Source organism: Streptomyces sp. NPDC059524, from assembly GCF_042749255.1.
GTDB lineage: Bacteria > Actinomycetota > Actinomycetes > Streptomycetales > Streptomycetaceae > Streptomyces > Streptomyces xanthii.
In genome coordinates this window covers 1-16,537 of record NZ_JBHYTK010000173.1, presented here as the reverse complement: position 1 = coordinate 16,537, position 16,537 = coordinate 1, and the positions used below count along the sequence as shown (strand labels likewise).

The window sequence follows — 16,537 nt, the reverse complement described above, 5'->3', positions numbered from 1 at the left end:
GGGGGGGGGGCCCCCCTCACCGGGTGGGGCCCCCCCCGCGCGGGTGCCCGCCCGGGGGGGCGCCCCCCCCGGCCCGCCCCACAGCGGGTTCGGCCGGGCGAGATGGCCGAGGACCTCGCCGCGCCCGGCGTCGTACGCGAAGTGCAGCGGCTGGACGAACGGCGGCTCGCCGTCCCCTCCGTTGACGGCGAGCTGGCCGAAGTCGTGCCCGGCCAGCCAGTCCTGCCACTCCTTCCCGTCGCGCGCCGCGTCCCAGGGGTGGATCAGCATCACAGGTCCCGCAGGTACTTCGGGACCTCGATGCCGTCGGCCAGGTCGTCCGACGGGACGAGTGCGCCGTGGGTCCGCTGCACCGGGACGACGCCCGTCCAGTACGGGAGCTCCAGGTCCTCCGGCTCGTCGTTCGGGCCGCCGGTGCGCAGCTTCGCGGAGACCTCGGCGAGGTCGAGCCGGAGCACGGCGGTCGCCGCCAGCTCCTTCGCGTTCGCCGGGCGCGAGTCGGCGGAGCGGCCCGGTACGACGTGGTCGACCAGAGCGTCCAGGGCGAGCCGCTTCTCGTCGGGGTCGGTGACCTGGTGGGCGGTGCCGTGCACCACCACGGAGCGGTAGTTGATGGAGTGGTGGAAGGCCGAGCGGGCCAGGACCAGGCCGTCGACGTGCGTCACCGTGAGGCAGACGGGCAGGCCCGGGTCCTGCTGCCCGGCCATGCGCAGCGGGCGCGACCCGGTGGAGCCGTGCACGTAGAGCCGGTCGCCGACCCGTCCGTAGAGCGTCGGCAGCACGACCGGCGCCCCGTCGCGCACGAAGCCGAGGTGGCACACGTAGGCCTCGTCGAGTATCGCGTGCACCATCTCGTGGTCGTAGCGGGCGCGCTCCTTGGAACGCGTCGGGACCGTGCGGTCGGTCGGCGCGTACGTGTTCTCGGCGGCGTCTTCGGCAGCGGGGGCTGCGGGGGACTGCTCGGGGGCCACGCTCATGGTGCGAACTCCATTGCACTAGTGCATAATGTTGTTTGTGCTAGGAGAGTATCCGATCAGTGGACGGCGCGCAGCAGACATTTCGGCGAGCGTCGAGCGAGCGGTGGCCGACGGCAGCCTCGAACCGGGGCAACTGCTGCCGCCGATGCGGGAGTTGGCCGAGCGGCTCGGGGTGAATCCCAATACGGTCGCGGCCGCGTACCGGACCCTGCGCGAGCGCGGGGTCATCGAGACGGCCGGGCGGCGCGGCAGCCGGATCCGGCCCAAGCCGGCCACGACCGCGCGCGAGAGCATCCGCGTGGACGTCCCGGACGGCGTGCGGAACGTGTCGAACGGCAATCCGGACACGGCCCTGCTGCCCTCGCTCGTCGAGGCGTTCACCGCCGCCGCGAGGGCCGCCGACCAGAACCCCGTGCTCTACGGGGACGCGTCGCTCGAGCCCGAGCTGGCGCGGGCCGCGCGGGCCGCGCTCGACGCCGACGGGGTGCCGGCCGGGCCGGTCGTCGTCGCGTCCGGCTCCCTCGACGCCATCGAGCGGGTGCTCGCGGTGCACCTCAGGCCCGGCGACGCGGTCGCCGTCGAGGATCCCGGCTGGGGCAGCATGCTCGACCTCGTGCCCGCGCTCGGCCTGCGCATCGAGCCGGTCGGGGTGGACGACGACGGTCCGCTGCCCGGCGACGTGGCGCGGGCGCTGCGCGGCGGGGCGCGGGCCCTCGTGGTCACCGACCGGGCGCAGAACCCGACGGGCGCGGCCGTGAGCGCGGCCCGCGCCGAAGAACTGCGGGCGGTCCTCGCCGCCCATCCGGATGTCCTGCTCATCGAGGACGACCACGGGCACGGCATCGTCGACCTGCCGCTGCACCCGCTGGCCGGGGACGCCCGCCCCTGGGCCTTCGTCCGCTCGGTCGCCAAGGCCTACGGCCCCGACCTGCGGCTCGCCGTGCTCACCGGTGACGCCGACACCGTCGACCGGGTGCGCGGCCGGCAGAGTCTGGGTCCCGGCTGGGTCAGCCGCATCACCCAGCGGGCCGTCGCCGCGCTGTGGGCGGCCCGCGCCGTCGACGCACGGGCCGTCTCGGCCTCGTACGGGCGGCGGCGTGACGCGCTGATCGCCGCGCTCGCCGTGCGGGGGATCACGGCGCACGGGCGCAGCGGCATGAACGTGTGGGTCCCGGTGCCGGACGAGACCGGGGTCGTCGCCCGGCTGCTGCACGCGGGGTGGGCGGTGGCGCCCGGCGCCCGGTTCCGGATGAAGGCCGGGCCCGGGGTGCGGATCACCGTCTCCGGGCTGCGTGTCGAGGAGATCGACGCGGTCGCGGACGCGGTGGCCGCCGCCGTCGGCCCCGCCCGCGGCACGGTCCGCTACGACTGAGCGCGGCCCCGGGACTGGGTGAGGGCCGCGCCCGCGATCACGATCAGCGCGCCGACCGGTGTCGACCAGTGCAGCGTCTCGCCGAGCACCGCGACACCGGCGGCGGTGGCGATGACCGGGATGAAGTACGTGACCATCTGCGCCGTCGTCGGACCCACCTCGGCGACCAGGCCGTACTGGATGAGCACCGCGAGGCCCGTGCCGAGCGCGCCGAGCGCCACGATCGCGAGCAGCGGGACCAGCGAGAAGCGGGACGGCCAGGACGTGAACAGCGGGGTCACCACGGCCAGTTGGACCGTGGCGACGAGCAGCTGGGCGCCGGTCATCGACAGGTGGGAGTGGCCCGAGGCGGCCAGGGTGCGGCGGACGTAGATCCAGCCGACCGGGTAACTGAGCGAGGCGAGCAGGGCCATCGCCGTGCCCGTCACGTCCAGGCCGTGGAAGCCCTGCCACACGCCGAGCACCGTGAGGACGCCGAGGAAGCCGAGGCCGAGGCCCGCGACCCGGCGCCGCGTCGGCCGGTCCTCGGAAAGCGCGACCAGGGAGAGCACCATGCCCCACAGCGGTGACGTCGCGTTGCAGATCCCCGCCAGCGTCGACGGGATCGTCTGCTCGGCGAACGCGAACAGGGAGAACGGCAGCGCGTTCAGGAGGAACGCCGCGACGGTCAGATGCCCCCAGGTGCGCGCGCCGCGCGGCAGCCGCTCCCGCTTCACCGCCATCGCCGCCACGAGCACCAGCGTGCCGAACACGAGCCGGCCGAGCGTCACCTGGAACGGTGCGTACCCGTCCGTGCCCACCTTGATGAGCAGGAAGCTGAAGCCCCAGATGAGGGAGAGCGCGCCGAAGCGCAGGCGCCAGTCGAGGGCGCGGGACGGACCGGGGGCGGGCGCGGTCGTCGAGGTGGTGTCCGGAACGCTCCGGCGCGGGGTCGCGGTGCTCATGGAGGCAAGCTTCGCGCGCCCCGACCTCGTAGCACAAGCGAGAATTCTTGCGCGATATCGCTTAGCATCGCTTACATGTTGAACCTGGAGCGCCTACGGGTCCTCGACGCGCTCGCCCGGCACGGCTCGGTGAGCGGCGCCGCCGACGCCCTGCACGTCACGACGTCCGCCGTCTCGCAGCAGATGACCAAGCTGGAGCGCGAGGTCGGCCAGCAGCTCCTCGCCAAGCACGGGCGCGGTGTCCGGCTCACCGACGCGGGCCGGCTGCTGTCCGAGCACGCCGCGCGGATCCTCTCCCAGGTCGAGCTGGCCCAGGCCGACCTGGAGGCGCAGCGCGGCCAGGTGGCGGGGGAGCTGCGTATCGCCGCGTTCCCGACGGCGGCCCGCGGGCTGTTCCCCGCGGCCCTGTCCGCCCTGCGCGCCGAGCATCCCCAATTGCGCGTGCGCTCCCAGGAACTGGAGCCCGAGGGCGGTGTCGCCGGGGTGGTGCGCGGCGACCTCGACCTCGCCGTCGTGCTCGACTGGTACAACAAGCCGATGCCGATGCCCGACGGCCTGGTCAAGGCGAGCATCCTCGACGACCCCGCCGACATCGCCATGCATGCCGGACACCCCCTCGCGGGGCGGGACGAGGTCGGCCTGGAGGACTTCGCCGACGACGAGTGGATCACCTGGGGCGAGGGCGAGTTCTGCCACGAGTGGCTGCTGTTCACGCTGCGCGCCCGGGGTGTCGAGCCGCAGGTCGGCCATCGCGCCGCCGAGACCCACACCCAGCTCGGCCTCGTCGCCGCCGGCCTCGGCGTCTGCGTCGCCCCGCTCCTCGGCCGCGACCCGATGCCCGAGGGCGTCGTCACGGTCCCGGTGCGCCAGCAGGTGCGGCGCCATGTCTACGTGGTCTGGCGGGCGGACGCGGACCGGCGGCCGTCGATCCGCGCGGCCGTCGAGGCCTTGCAGAAGGCGGGCGCCGACCTCGGGCGGACGGCGCCGTAGGGCGTGCCGGGCGTCGTGGGGCAGACGGGAGTCTGAAGACACCGCCTAGCTCGCGGGAGACGGCATTCCGGGGAGCTTGCGGAAGTCCCAGGAGGCGATCTTGTCCGGGGTGAGCCGCGCCCAGGCGTGCCGCCCGTCGTGCACCATCTCCGGCAGGCCGAAGTTCTTGCGCGCGAACAGCCGCTCCGGCACGTCGAGTTCGGGACACGGCTCACCGGTGCGCGGGGACTCCCCGACGAACTCGATCCGGCCCGACAGCTCCACGCCGTGCAGCTCCCCGTACTCCTCGCCCGCGTCGACCACCACCGCCACCCGGCCGTCGGCCCGCAGGTCCGCCCAGCGCTTGCTGCGCGAGAGCGAGTACAGCCACAGCGAGGTCCCGTCCCACACGAACCACAGCGGGCTCACGTGCGGGGTGCCGTCCGCCGACACGGTCGCCACCCGGCAGGTCCGCTGCTCGGCGAGGAAGGCGTCCCGTTCCTCGGAGGTCATCATGATCCGGCGGCCCCGGCGCTGTGTGACGGCCATGTGCGCTCCCTCGACGGCGGTTCAGTGCGGCTGACGATGTGTCAGAAAGGCAGCATGCTGGGTCTTCCGCCGTCGCGCAATGGTGGCTAGGGTCTGCGCCGGACACGGACCGGACCACAGGGGGTCGCGCATGCCGTCGCACGAGGTTCTCGCCGAACTGCTCGCCCCGCCCACCACGGTGCTGCTCACCGTCGAGTGCCAGCAGGGCGTCGTCGGCCCCGGCAGCGCCCTGCCCGAACTCGCCGAACAGGCCCGCTCCTCGGGCGCCCTGGACCGGGTTGCCCTGCTCGTCGCCGCCGCGCACGAGAGCGGCGCGCAGGTCATGCACGCCGTCGCCGAACGGCGCCCCGACGGGCGCGGGGCCAACCGCAACGGGCGGCTCTTCCGCGCCGCCGAGCGGCTGCCCGTGCAGCAGCTCACCGGCACGAAGGCGGTGCGCGTGGCCCCGCCGATCGAGGTCGCCGACGAGGACCTCGTCGTGCGCCGGCTGCACGGCCTCTCCCCGATCGCGGGCACCGACGTCGACCCGCTGCTGCGCAACCTGGGCTGCCGCACCCTCGTCGTCACCGGCGTCTCCGCCAACGTGGCGATCCCCAACGCCGTCTTCGACGCCGTGAATCTCGGCTACCAGGTCGTCGTGGCGAGCGACGCCGTTGCCGGCGTCCCCGCCGACTACGTCCCGGCGATGATCCGCAACACGCTCGCCCTGGTCGCGACCGTCGTCACGACCCAGGACGTGCTCACCGCCTGGAAGCGGCGCCCTACGCGAGGCTGATCGTCCCGCCGCTCGTCGTGATCTTCTTCTCGGCGAGCGCCTCGGTGGCCGGGCCGTGCCGCACGCTGCCGTCCTCGATCGAGAACTTGCTGCCGTGGCACGGGCAGTTGATCGTGCCGCCCTCGACCGAGCTCACCGGACACTGCCGGTGCGTGCAGATGTTCGTGAACGCCTTGAACTCCCCCTTCTTCGGCTGGGTCACCACGACCCCGGCGTCGGCGAGGATCTTGCCCCCGCCCTCGGGGACCTCGCTCTCCTCGGCGAGCTTCCGGCCGCCCGAAGAGCCGCCCCCGTCACCGGCGGGCGCCGAGACACTGCCCGCCGGTTCGGACGCGCTGCCGTCCGAACCACCGCAGGCGCTGAGCGCCGCGGCGATCCCGGCGGCGCCCACCGCCGCGACGACGACGCGGCGGGTCGGGGCGGGGCCGTGCGGTGCGGAATCCTGCGAAGCGGTCATGCTGTCGGTTCCCTTCGAGACGGGCGGGCCTGGATCCGTGGGGGGATCTCCCTCGGATACGGGGCGGGCGGCCGGAGCGTTCAACGTCTCGGAGATTTTCCGGACTTTCAGCTCCGGGGTCCCGCACCGCGCAGCAGCGTGTCGATGACGCGGGCCGCGAGCGCGTCCGGATCGGAGCCTTCCGGCTCGTTGTGCAGGGACTCCCCGATGAGCGCGTAGTAGACCCGGCGGACCCATTCGAGGTCCGCCGCCTCGTCGATGAGCCCCTCCGCCCGTGCCCGCTCCAGGAGGGCGACGCAACTGCGGTCGATGCCCTGATGGAGCACGGCGGCCTCGCTGTCCGACTCCGCCGGCAGCCCCAGGGCGAACGCCCACGCGCCCTTGATCTGCAGCACGTTGGCCGTGATCCGGTGCATCGCCACCAGGGGCGGAGCGGTGTCCGGCCTGCCGTCGTCCACCGCGCGGGCGAGCTGGCGGGCCGCCGAGGACGCCAGGGCGTCGATCAGCGCCTGCCGGCTCGCGAACCGCCGGTGGATCGTCGTGCGGGCCACCCCCGCGGCCGCCGCGATCTGCTCCATGGAGGCACCGGGGTCCTCGGCCAGCACCCGCTCGGCCGCCTCCAGGATCACGCGCACGCTGCGCTCCGCGTCCGCCCTCAACGGTCGCGCCGCCGCCTCACCCATCACGCCTCCAGCAAGTCCACTTGGTCAGGCAGACGATACAGCTCCGAGGCGTTGGCATCACTAAATGAAACAAGGCTGTTGCGGTTCTTCTGATTACTGCTACCTTCTCATTCCAGTTGACCCTGTCGGGTCAATGGACGCAGAAGACCCAGTTGCCGTCGGCCGAAGGAGAACACCGTGCACAGCACCGCCCTCGTCACCGGAGCGTCGTCCGGGCTCGGCGCCGAGTTCGCCGCGCAGCTCGCGGCCCAGGGGCACGACCTGGTCCTCGTCGCCCGCTCCGGCGGCCGGCTCACCGCCCTCGCCGAGCGGCTGACCGCCGAACACGGCGTCCGCGCCCACGTGGTGGTCCAGGATCTCGCCGCGCCGGACGCGGCCCGCCGCGTCACCGACCAGTTGGCCGCCCGCGGACTGAGCGTCGACCTCCTGGTCAACAACGCCGGCTTCGGCACCTGCGGCCGCTTCGAGGAGATCCCGGAAGAGCGCGACCACGACCAGCTCATGGTCAACGTCGTCGCGCTCGTCGACCTCACCCACGCGCTGCTGCCCGGCATGCTGGAGCGCGGCCGCGGCGCGGTCCTCAACGTCGCCTCCAACGCGGCCTTCCAGCCGTCCCCCTACTTCGCCGTCTACGGCGCGGCCAAGGCGTTCGTCCTCAACTTCGGCCTCGCCCTGCGCCAGGAGTACCGGGGCCGCGGCATCCGCGTGCTCACGTTGTGCCCCGGCCCCGTCGAGACCGCCTTCTTCGACACCATCGGCACCCGCCGGGCCGCCGTCACCGGCTCCATGACGACCCCCGAGCCCGTCGTCCGCGCCGCGCTGCGCGCCCTGGAACGCGACCGTGGCTACGTGGCCCCCGGGCTGAGCAACACCCTGGGCGCCCACCTCACGCCGCGCCGCCCCCGCACCCTGGTCGCCGCCGTCGCCGAACGCATCACGCGCAAGGTCCTCGCCGACCCGGCCACTGCCTCGGCCCTCTCGGGGCGCGCGGCGTGAGGCCGGGACGCCGGCGGCGCCGGACGGCTCCCGCCGGGCCTCAGCTCTCGGGCCGCAGGAGGCCGCGTTCGTACGCCTTCCTGAGGTGCTGCGGCACGAGACGGGTGACCCCGTCGACGGTCACCGGGACCAGGGGCGGGGTGCTCGCCTTCCACCGGGCGCGGCGGTGACGGGTGTTGCTGCGGGACGTCTTGCGCTTGGGGACTGCCATGAAGGATCCAATCGTGGGAGTGGCGGTACGGATCGGGTGAGGGTCAGCGGCCGGCGTAGGGGAGCAGTGCCATCTCGCGGGCGTTCTTGACGGCCGTGGCGATCTGGCGCTGCTGCTGCCGGCTGACCCGGGTGACGCGACGGCTGCGGATCTTGCCCCGGTCGGAGACGAACGTCCGCAGCAGATCGGTGTCCTTGTAGTCGATGTGGGTGATGCCGGCCGCGTCGAGCGGGTTCGGGCGGTTCTTGCGGGCGGGTGCGAGCTTGCCGGTGCGGGCCATGGGGGTCTCCTCGGTGTGCTGGGGCGGGTCAGGCGGCGTCGAGCAGGTGGTCGAAGCCGGTGGGGCGCGGCAACGCGGCCGGGCCCGAGGCGAGTTCGTCGTCGGTGAGCAGGCAGGAGTCGAGCAGCGAGAGCAGCCCCGTCCGGTCCAGGTCGGGTGAGGTGAAGACGAGGTGCTGGCAGCGGTCGCCGTGCTCGGGATGCCAGTCGAGGGCGGCCGCGGTGCGGCGTTCGGCCGGCATCAACTCCCAGGCGGCGTCCGGCAGCGCGGCCATCCAGGGCCCGGCGTTCTCCACGCACAGGGCGCCTCCCGCGGCGTCCCAGGCGAGCAGACTGTCGGGCCGGTCCGCGAGCCAGAACCGTCCGCGGCTGCGGGCCGCCGCGCAGCACAGGTCCTCCAGGGCCTCGAAGAGGCGACCGGCGTGGAACGGGCGGCGGCGCTGCCAGACCAGGGTGCTGACGCCCTGCTCGTCACAGTCGTGGGGGAGCCGGGCACAGGCCGGATGCTGCGCCGCGGCCGCCGCGCCCACGTCGAATCCGGCGAGCGCGGCGCCGCCCAACCTCCCCGACTCCACGCGGACATGGGTCGCCGTGGGGTGGAGCTGGCGCAGGAGCGCGAGGTCGTCGAGCCCGGCGTCGGGGCTGTCGGTGACGGCGAGGACGGGGGCGTACTCCAGCTGCCGCGCGAAGGTGTCGGCGACCGTGCGCCGGTCCGTGGCGGCCGCGGCGAGACCCGCCTCGGCGAGGTCGTCGCCGTTGGTCAGGCAGGGCAGGACGAGGGCGGGGTCGACGGCCGTCAGCACGTTCGCGAGGCGGAACGCGTCGTGGCCGTGCGCGGCGACGACCTCGGCCATGGCGCGCGGCTCCACGGAGTCCCACAGCTCCACGATCGCCAGGCGGGTCAGTCCGCTGGCGGCCAGTCGCTCCAGCTCGGGCACGAGGTCCTCGCGCAGGGCGCAGCAGGCGCAGTCGTTGACGAGGGGCGTCTCGCCCCAGGCGGTCTCGCCCGTGGCGTCGCGGACGCCGCGGCGCACCGTGCCCGTCGGTCCCGCGGACAGGTCGTGGTGCAGGGCGACACTGCTGGGCACCTCGCGCAGCAGCCGTTCGACCGCGGCGCGACGGGCGTCGGTGTGCAGTCCGCCGACGATCACCACCGGCATCGGGGGTTCTTCGGTAGGGGTCATGGCGGGTAGCATACGACAATGATTTCCATTATCGGTAAGCCGCGGTGCGGCCGGCCGATCCAGAGAGAGGCAGCATCCGTATGTCCGCGCACTGCCAACTGACCGGCGCCCGGCCGGTCTTCGGCAAGAAGATCTCCCACTCGCACCGGCGCACCTCACGCCGCTTCGACCCCAACATCCAGAACAAGCGCTACTGGCTGCCCGGCGAGGGGCGCCACGTCCGGCTGCGGCTCAGCGCGCGCGGCATCAAGACCGTGGACGTCATCGGCGTCGAGGCGGCCGTCGCCCGGATCCGGGCCCGAGGGGAGCGTGTCTGATGGCGAAGAAGAGCAAGATCGCGAAGAACGAACAGCGCAAGCGGATCGTGGCCCGGTACGCGCTGCGCCGCGCCGCGTTGAAGGCCGTCCTGGCGTCCCCGCGCGCGACGGACGACGAGAAGGCCGCCGCCCGCACGGAGCTGCGCCGCCAGCCCCGCGACGCGAGCGCCACCCGCGTCCGCAACCGTGACAGCACCGACGGCCGCCCCCGAGGCCACCTCCGCAAGTTCGGCCTCTCCCGAGTGAACGTCCGCACCCAGGCCCACGCGGGCCACCTCCCCGGCGTGACCAAGTCGTCCTGGTAGCGGGGCTGATGGGGCGGGGTGGCACGGCATGGTCGCGCTGCTCCGCCCCGGTGCCGGTCGCGGAACCGGCGCCGTGTCGATGAGTCGGTCGGTGCCCACCGTGGCGAGAGGTCGGCGCGACCCTTGCCGTTCTCCGGAGACAGTGAGTGGCCCGCTCTGTTCGAGGAGGTCGGTATGGGGATGTGGGGGTAGGTGCGGAGTCGGTCCTTGGGGTGTGGGGACCCCGTATAGCCTGGGCGGATGCTGGATGAAGTCGCTGTGAAGCGGTATGTCGTCCCCCTGCGTGAGGGGGGCTCTCTGCCGGGGCTCGTCGAGGCCGAGGATCTCGCGTCGTACGTCATGAAGTTCACCGGCGCGGGACAGGGGCGCAAGACGCTGGTCGCCGAGGTGATCTGCGGGCGGCTCGCGCGGGCGCTCGGGTTCCGGGTGCCGGAGCTCGTCGCGCTGGACCTCGACCCGGTGATCGGACTGGGTGAGCCCGACCCCGAGGTGCAGGGGCTCATCAAGGCGAGCGGCGGCACGAACCTCGGGATGCGGTACCTGTCCGGCGCCCTCGGGTTCGACCCGCTCGCATACGGCGTGGACCCGCTGGAGGCCGGCCGCGTCGTCTGGTTCGACGCGCTGATCAACAACGTCGACCGCTCCTGGCGCAACCCGAACATGCTCGTGTGGCACGGCGACCTGTGGCTCATCGACCACGGCGCCGGCATGATCTGGCACCACAACTGGCGGGGCGCCCCGGCCTGGGCCGACAAGCCGTACGACGCGAGCGACCACGCCCTCGCCCGGTACGCCCCCGACATCGCCGCGGCCGCCGCCGAACTCGCGCCGCGCGTCACCGAGGCAGTGCTCGCCGCGGCCGTCGCCGACGTGCCCGACGTGTGGCTCACGGACGAGCCCGGATTCGACTCGCCCGACGCCGTGCGCCGCGCCTACGTGGAGACGCTGCACGCGCGCGTGGCCACGATCCACGAACGCATCACGCTGCCCGAGGGCGGCGCGGACCAGGCCCGGCCGAGCGCGCCGGGCTGGCTGACCCCGGGAGCCGGCCGATGAGCGAGCGCGACGTCTTCGAGTACGCCCTCCTGCGTGTGGTGCCCCGCGTCGAGCGCGGCGAACAGATGAACGCCGGCGTGGTCGTGTACTGCCGCGCCCGGTCCTTCGTCGCCGCCCTCACCCACCTGGACGAGCGCCGCCTCCTCGCCCTCGACCCCGAGGCCGACGTGGCCGGCGTGCGCGCCCTCCTCGGCGCGATCGAGCGGCACTGCGAGGGCGGCGCCGCCTCCGGGCAGGCCGCGGACGACGACGCGGGCCGCCGCTACCGCTGGCTCATCGCCCCGCGCTCGACGGTCGTCCAGCCCGGCCCGGTGCACACGGGTCTGACCGCCGATCCGGCGGCCGAGGCCGAGCGGCTGCTCGACCAGCTCGTGCGCTGAACGGCGCGTCCACGGCCCGCTTCCGGCGGCTGTCCGGAGGCGTGAGTGATCAGGGGCACGCGGTGGGTACGTTGACACCGCGTGCCAGGGCTTCTAGCGTCACCCGCACAAGGTACTAAGCGGTCGCTCACCCGCACCGGAGCGAAGCGGCCGACCTCTAGGGCGAGGAGACCGAACAGCATGTCCACCACTGAGCAGCGCGTAGCGATCGTCACCGGAGCGGCGCGCGGCATCGGCGCCGCCACCGCGATCCGTCTGGCCCAGGAGGGCCGCGCCGTCGCCGTGATCGACCTCGACGAGGCCGCCTGCAAGGACACCGTCGAGCAGATCACCGCCGCCGGTGGCAAGGCCCTCGCCGTCGGCTGCGACGTCTCCGACGAGGCGCAGGTCGAGGCCGCCGTCGCGCGCATCGCCGACGAGCTCGGCGCCCCCACGATCCTCGTGAACAACGCGGGCGTGCTGCGCGACAACCTCCTGTTCAAGATGAGCGTCTCCGACTGGGACACCGTCATGAGCGTGCACCTGCGCGGCGCGTTCCTGATGTCCAAGGCCGTCCAGAAGCACATGGTGGAGGCCAAGTTCGGCCGCATCGTGAACCTGTCCTCCTCCTCGGCGCTCGGCAACCGCGGCCAGGCCAACTACTCCGCCGCCAAGGCCGGTCTGCAGGGCTTCACCAAGACCCTCGCCATCGAGCTCGGCAAGTTCGGCGTCACCGCCAACGCCGTCGCCCCCGGCTTCATCGTCACCGAGATGACCAAGGCCACCGCCGAGCGCGTCGGCATGGGCTTCGAGGACTTCCAGGCCGCCGCCGCCACCCAGATCCCGGTGCAGCGCGTGGGCCGCCCGGACGACATCGCCAACGCCATCGCCTTCTTCACCGGCGAGGCGGCCGGCTTCGTCTCCGGCCAGGTCATGTACGTGGCCGGCGGCCCGCTCAACTGACCCCGGAGGCAACCGACATGAGCACCACCGAACTCCCGCCGCTCTCCGGCAAGGTCGCCCTCGTCACCGGTGCGAGCCGCGGCATCGGCTACGGCGTCGCGGAGGCCCTCGTCGCGCGCGGCGACCGCGTCTGCATCACCGGCCGCGGCGAGGACGCCCTCAAGGAGGCCGTCGAGTCCCTCGGCGCCGACCGCGTGATCCACGTGGCGGGCAAGGCCCACGACGTGGCGCACCAGGCCGTCGCCGTCGAGCGCACGATGGAGGCCTTCGGCCGCGTCGACTACCTGGTGAACAACGCCGGCACCAACCCGGTCTTCGGCCCCATCGCCGACCTCGACCTGGACGTGGCCCGCAAGGTCTTCGAGACCAACGTCGTCTCGGCGCTCGGCTTCGCCCAGCAGACCTGGAAGGCCTGGCAGAAGGAGAACGGCGGCGCGATCGTGAACATCGCGTCGGTCGCCGGCGTCTCCGCCTCGCCCTTCATCGGCGCGTACGGCATCAGCAAGGCCGCCATGATCAACCTGACGATGCAGCTCGCCCACGAGTTCGCCCCGATGGTGCGGGTCAACTCGATCGCCCCGGCGGTCGTGAAGACCAAGTTCGCCGAGGCCCTGTACGAGGGCCGGGAGGCCGAGGTCGCGGCCTCCTACCCGCTGGGCCGGCTCGGCGTGCCCGAGGACATCGGCGGCGCCGCCGCGTTCCTCACCTCGAGCCAGTCCGACTGGATCACGGGTCAGACCCTGGTCGTCGACGGCGGCATCTTCCTCAACGCCGGCGTCGGCTGAGAACGATGAAAAGGGCGTCGGCTGACAACGGCTGACAAACGTCCTCGCACTTGAAGAGCCCCGCCGGAACAAGCGGTTCAACCGGCGGGGCTCTGCGATATGGTCTGCCGACCCCTTGGCATGTCCGATCGAGGAGCGTGCGCGTGTTCAAACGGTTGCTTGCCCCCCGTACGTTGGCGGCGACTGCGTCCATATCCCTGCTCGCCGGGTGCGGACTGATGGAATCAGGCGGCTCCGAGGATGCGGAGCCCATCGTCGTGGGAACGACGAGCGCGCCCAGCACGCTCGATCCCGCGGCCTCCTGGGACGGTTCCTGGGAGCTGTACCGCAACGTCTACCAGACCCTCGTCGCCTTCCCCTCCGGAGCCGCCCAGCCGGAACCCGACGCCGCCGAGTGCGCCTTCGAGGACGCCGCCAACCGCGAGTACCGGTGCACCCTGCGCGAGGACATGAAGTTCTCCGACGGCGACAAGCTCGACGCCGCCGCCGTGAAGTACTCCATCGACCGGATCCGCAAGATCGGGGTCAAGGGCGGACCCGTCGGACTGCTCGGCAGCCTCGACCGCGTCACCACCAAGGGCGACCGGGAGGTGACCTTCCACCTCAAGAAGACCGACGCCACGTTCCCGTTCGTCCTCGCCACCCCGGCGATGTCGATCGTGGACCCGAAGGAGTACCCGGCCGACAAGCTCCGCGAGGACGGCGGGATCACCGGCTCGGGGCCCTACACGCTCGACTCCTACACCGAGGGCGACAAGGCCGTCCTGGTGAAGAACGAGCACTACGACGGCTTCGCCGACCGCAAGAACGACGCCGTGACGATCCGCTACTTCGAGGACTCGGCCGACATGGTCGCCGCCCTCAAGGCGAAGAAGATCGACGCGACCTTCCGCGGACTCGGCGCGTCCGACGTCGTCGACCTCCAGGCCAAGCACGGCTCCGAGGGCCTGCAGCTGGTCGAGGGCGCGGGCACCGAGATCAGCTACCTCGTCTTCAACCCGAAGGACCCGTGGGCCGGCAAGCGCGCCGTGCGCCGGGCCGTCGCCCAGGTGATCGACCGGGGCGCCATCGCGCACGAGGTCTACCGGGACACCGTCGAGCCGCTGTACTCCATGGTCCCCAAGGGCCTCACGGGCCACACCACGGACTTCTTCGACGACTTCGGCGACCCGAGCGCCACGAAGGCCGCCGGGATCCTGTCGGACGCGGGCATCACCACGCCCGTCCCGCTCACCCTCTGGTACACCACGGACCGGTACGGCTCCCAGACCGCGCCCGAGTTCCAGGAGATCAAGCGGCAGCTCGAGGAGTCCAAGCTCTTCAAGGTGACGCTCAAGAGCCGGCCCTGGAAGACCTACGAGGCGGGCTACCGCGAGGGCGAGTACCCGGTGTTCGGCCGCGGCTGGTTCCCCGACTTCCCCGACGCGGACAACTTCATCGCGCCGTTCGTCGGCCAGGAGAACGCCCTGAGCACCCCGTACCTGTCGCCGGAGATCACCGACCGGCTGCTGCCGCAGTCGCGCCAGGAGAGCGACCGCGGGGCCGTGGTGCGGCAGTTCGAGCGGGCGCAGCAGATCATGGCGCAGGACGCGCGGCTGCTGCCGCTGTGGCAGGGCAAGCAGTACATCGCGGCCAGCGACGAGATCTCCGGCGGCGAGCGGGCCCTGGACCCGTCGACGATCATGATGATGTGGGAGCTGTCCCGCAAGACCAGCTGGTGAGCGAGGTCCGCACGGGATCCCCGGCGCCGACTGTCAGTGGGCGCCGGTAGGTTCAGGGGTGTTGTCGAACCGGCCGGGCGCGGGACTTCTCCGCGCCCGGCCGGGCAAGTGACCGTACCCCGGAGGTTGTTGACGTGACCGACACCGCGATGCTGCCCGAGTCCTGGCGCGGCGTCCTCGGCGAGGAGCTGCAGAAGCCCTACTTCAAGGAGCTCACCGAGTTCGTCGAGGAGGAGCGCGCGAAGGGTCCCGTCTACCCGCCGCGCGACCAGGTCTTCGCCGCCCTCGACGCGACGCCGTACGACAAGGTCAAGGTCCTCGTCCTCGGCCAGGACCCGTACCACGGCGAGGGCCAGGGACACGGTCTGTGCTTCTCGGTGCGGCCCGGCGTGAAGACCCCGCCGTCGCTGCGGAACATCTACAAGGAGATGCAGGCCGAGCTCGGCACCACCATCCCGGACAACGGGTACCTGATGCCGTGGGCCGAGCAGGGCGTCCTGTTGCTCAACGCGGTGCTGACCGTCCGGGCCGGCGAGGCCAACTCGCACAAGGGCAAGGGCTGGGAGAAGTTCACCGACGCCGTGATCCGCGCCGTCGTGGACCGCCCGGACCCCTGTGTCTTCGTCCTGTGGGGCAACTACGCGCAGAAGAAGCTCCCCCTCATCGACACCGAGCGGCACCTCGTCGTGAAGGGCGCCCACCCCTCGCCGCTGTCCGCGAAGAAGTTCTTCGGTTCCCAGCCGTTCACGCAGATCAACGAGGCGGTCAAGGCCCAGGGCCACGACCCGATCGACTGGCAGATCCCCGATCTGGGCTGAGCCGTGCCTGCCGGGGATCGCGGGCGGCGGCCGTTAGCGTCGACGGGTGTGCGCCGCACGCGATCGGGGACAGCGCTTGGAGGAGCCAGTGGCACAGCAGCGTGAGCAGGCGGCGGACGACGCCATGATGACCCGCATCGGGCAGGTGGTCATGCTGGCCCACGCCGGTGACCGCGAGGAGGCGCGCGACCGCTTCCTCGGCCTGTGGGCGGAGATCGGCGAGTACGGCGACCCCCTGCACCGCTGCACCCTCGCGCACTACATGGCCGACACGCAGGACGACCCGGACGACGAGCTGGCCTGGGACCTGCGGGCGCTGTCCGCCGCGGACTCCCGCACCCGGGGCGGGGCCGCCGCGCACGAGGGGTCGCTCGCGCTGCGCTCCCTGTATCCGAAGCTGCATCTCAGCCTCGCGGCGGACTACGTGAAGCTGGGCCGGCCCGGCGCCGCCCGCAGCCATCTCGCCCGGGCCCGGGCCGGGCTCGGAGCGCTGGGCGACGACGGGCACGGCCAAGGGGTGCGGGCGGAGCTCGCCCGGCTCGAGCAGCGGGTCGCCGCGCTGCCCGAGGACGGGGACGAGGGGGGTGGGCGGCCGGGCGGGGAGCCGCTCGGGCCGCCGCGGCGGGGGTTCTGAGGGGGCCTCCGGCGGGGGGTGGGGCATGGGGTGGGCGCCACGTGGGGCTGTTGTTCGGCTGCGGCTCCGGTGGGGGCTGGTCGCGCAGTTCCCCGCGCCCCTGAAATGCATGGCGCTTCGCGCCGCATTTCCCCGATGCGTCAGCGCTCGATGGAGATGGCGCACGAAGTGCGCATCTCCAGG

At 72.8% G+C, this 16,537-nt stretch carries 22 protein-coding genes; 13 read left to right on the top strand and 9 right to left on the bottom strand.

Going from position 1 to position 16,537, the window contains the following annotated elements; genetic code table 11:
- The coding region (locus tag ACFW9D_RS33060) for an FMN-binding negative transcriptional regulator (RefSeq protein ID WP_384628175.1) at positions 1-270 on the bottom strand (270 nt) is incomplete at its 3' end.
- Positions 270-977, bottom strand: a complete 708-nt coding sequence (locus tag ACFW9D_RS33055; protein WP_384628172.1) for a pyridoxamine 5'-phosphate oxidase family protein — start codon at positions 975-977, stop codon at positions 270-272. The genes ACFW9D_RS33060 and ACFW9D_RS33055, both read right to left, overlap by 1 nt.
- 37 nt (positions 978-1,014) lie before the next feature.
- Here ACFW9D_RS33055 and ACFW9D_RS33050 point away from each other — a divergent pair, with 37 nt between their 5' ends.
- A complete protein-coding gene (locus ACFW9D_RS33050; RefSeq protein ID WP_384628170.1) occupies positions 1,015-2,349 on the top strand; it encodes an aminotransferase class I/II-fold pyridoxal phosphate-dependent enzyme in 1,335 nt (444 codons plus the stop codon).
- Here the strand turns inward: ACFW9D_RS33050 and ACFW9D_RS33045 are convergent.
- A complete protein-coding gene (locus tag ACFW9D_RS33045; protein WP_384628167.1) occupies positions 2,340-3,293 on the bottom strand; it encodes a DMT family transporter in 954 nt (317 codons plus the stop codon). The two genes, ACFW9D_RS33050 and ACFW9D_RS33045, sit on opposite strands and share 10 nt — an antisense overlap.
- Before the next feature lie 75 nt (positions 3,294-3,368).
- On the opposite strand from ACFW9D_RS33045, the gene ACFW9D_RS33040 reads away from it, so the two are divergent.
- Positions 3,369-4,283, top strand: coding sequence for a LysR substrate-binding domain-containing protein (locus ACFW9D_RS33040; protein WP_384628164.1), 915 nt, complete (start codon positions 3,369-3,371; stop codon positions 4,281-4,283).
- Between the two features lie 45 nt (positions 4,284-4,328).
- Here the strand turns inward: ACFW9D_RS33040 and ACFW9D_RS33035 are convergent, their stop codons facing one another.
- Positions 4,329-4,811, bottom strand: a complete 483-nt coding sequence (locus tag ACFW9D_RS33035) for a pyridoxamine 5'-phosphate oxidase family protein (protein WP_384628161.1) — start codon at positions 4,809-4,811, stop codon at positions 4,329-4,331.
- Between the two features lie 130 nt (positions 4,812-4,941).
- On the opposite strand from ACFW9D_RS33035, the gene ACFW9D_RS33030 reads away from it, so the two are divergent.
- Positions 4,942-5,586, top strand: a complete 645-nt coding sequence (locus tag ACFW9D_RS33030) for a cysteine hydrolase (protein ID WP_188340137.1) — start codon at positions 4,942-4,944, stop codon at positions 5,584-5,586.
- Here the strand turns inward: ACFW9D_RS33030 and ACFW9D_RS33025 are convergent.
- Entirely contained in the window at positions 5,573-6,043 is a 471-nt protein-coding gene (locus tag ACFW9D_RS33025) for a Rieske (2Fe-2S) protein (protein WP_384628158.1), read from the bottom strand. The two genes, ACFW9D_RS33030 and ACFW9D_RS33025, sit on opposite strands and share 14 nt — an antisense overlap.
- Positions 6,044-6,150: 107 nt before the next feature.
- Entirely contained in the window at positions 6,151-6,726 is a 576-nt protein-coding gene (locus tag ACFW9D_RS33020) for a TetR/AcrR family transcriptional regulator (protein ID WP_384628156.1), read from the bottom strand.
- 177 nt (positions 6,727-6,903) lie between these two features.
- On the opposite strand from ACFW9D_RS33020, the gene ACFW9D_RS33015 reads away from it, so the two are divergent.
- Positions 6,904-7,722 (top strand): SDR family NAD(P)-dependent oxidoreductase, encoded by an 819-nt coding sequence (locus ACFW9D_RS33015; protein WP_384628153.1) that lies wholly within the window; start codon positions 6,904-6,906, stop codon positions 7,720-7,722.
- A 40-nt stretch (positions 7,723-7,762) separates the two neighbouring features.
- Here the strand turns inward: ACFW9D_RS33015 and rpmF are convergent, their stop codons facing one another.
- Genes rpmF through ACFW9D_RS33000 form a run of 3 tightly spaced genes read right to left on the bottom strand, consistent with a single transcriptional unit; the run spans position 7,763 to position 9,396 of the window.
- The gene (gene rpmF, locus ACFW9D_RS33010; protein WP_188340141.1) at positions 7,763-7,933 is read right to left on the bottom strand and encodes a 50S ribosomal protein L32; all 171 of its coding nucleotides are present in this window, start codon (positions 7,931-7,933) and stop codon (positions 7,763-7,765) included.
- Between the two features lie 43 nt (positions 7,934-7,976).
- Complete coding sequence (rpsR, locus tag ACFW9D_RS33005) at positions 7,977-8,213, bottom strand: 30S ribosomal protein S18 (RefSeq protein WP_188340142.1); 237 nt, start codon at positions 8,211-8,213, stop codon at positions 7,977-7,979.
- Positions 8,214-8,241: 28 nt separating this feature from the next.
- Positions 8,242-9,396 carry a CobW family GTP-binding protein gene (locus ACFW9D_RS33000; protein WP_384628149.1) on the bottom strand — a complete coding sequence of 385 codons (1,155 nt, stop codon included), beginning with the start codon at positions 9,394-9,396 and terminating at the stop codon, positions 8,242-8,244.
- An 80-nt stretch (positions 9,397-9,476) separates the two neighbouring features.
- Here ACFW9D_RS33000 and rpmB point away from each other — a divergent pair, with 80 nt between their 5' ends.
- The 9 genes from rpmB to ACFW9D_RS32955 all read left to right on the top strand — a co-directional run bounded on the left by rpmB (position 9,477) and on the right by ACFW9D_RS32955 (position 16,354).
- Entirely contained in the window at positions 9,477-9,713 is a 237-nt protein-coding gene (rpmB, locus tag ACFW9D_RS32995; RefSeq protein WP_384628146.1) for a 50S ribosomal protein L28, read from the top strand.
- Entirely contained in the window at positions 9,713-10,018 is a 306-nt protein-coding gene (gene rpsN / locus ACFW9D_RS32990) for a 30S ribosomal protein S14 (RefSeq protein ID WP_188340145.1), read from the top strand. Before rpmB ends, rpsN begins: the two co-directional genes overlap by 1 nt.
- A 240-nt stretch (positions 10,019-10,258) precedes the next feature.
- Positions 10,259-11,074: a HipA family kinase gene (locus ACFW9D_RS32985; protein WP_384628142.1), complete on the top strand. Its 816-nt coding sequence runs from the start codon at positions 10,259-10,261 to the stop codon at positions 11,072-11,074.
- A complete protein-coding gene (locus ACFW9D_RS32980; protein WP_384628139.1) occupies positions 11,071-11,454 on the top strand; it encodes a DUF3037 domain-containing protein in 384 nt (127 codons plus the stop codon). The genes ACFW9D_RS32985 and ACFW9D_RS32980 overlap by 4 nt, the downstream gene beginning before the upstream one ends.
- Before the next feature lie 180 nt (positions 11,455-11,634).
- A complete protein-coding gene (gene fabG, locus ACFW9D_RS32975) occupies positions 11,635-12,396 on the top strand; it encodes a 3-oxoacyl-ACP reductase FabG (protein WP_188340148.1) in 762 nt (253 codons plus the stop codon).
- Positions 12,397-12,413: 17 nt separating this feature from the next.
- A complete protein-coding gene (locus ACFW9D_RS32970) occupies positions 12,414-13,181 on the top strand; it encodes an SDR family oxidoreductase (protein ID WP_188340149.1) in 768 nt (255 codons plus the stop codon).
- Positions 13,182-13,399: 218 nt separating this feature from the next.
- Positions 13,400-14,902, top strand: a complete 1,503-nt coding sequence (locus ACFW9D_RS32965) for an ABC transporter substrate-binding protein (RefSeq protein WP_223206214.1) — start codon at positions 13,400-13,402, stop codon at positions 14,900-14,902.
- Positions 14,903-15,036: 134 nt separating this feature from the next.
- Complete coding sequence (locus ACFW9D_RS32960; RefSeq protein WP_188340151.1) at positions 15,037-15,720, top strand: uracil-DNA glycosylase; 684 nt, start codon at positions 15,037-15,039, stop codon at positions 15,718-15,720.
- Positions 15,721-15,808: 88 nt separating this feature from the next.
- On the top strand, positions 15,809-16,354 hold the full coding sequence (locus tag ACFW9D_RS32955; protein WP_188340152.1) for a hypothetical protein: 546 nt from the start codon (positions 15,809-15,811) through the stop codon (positions 16,352-16,354).
- The last annotated feature ends 183 nt before the right edge of the window (positions 16,355-16,537 follow it).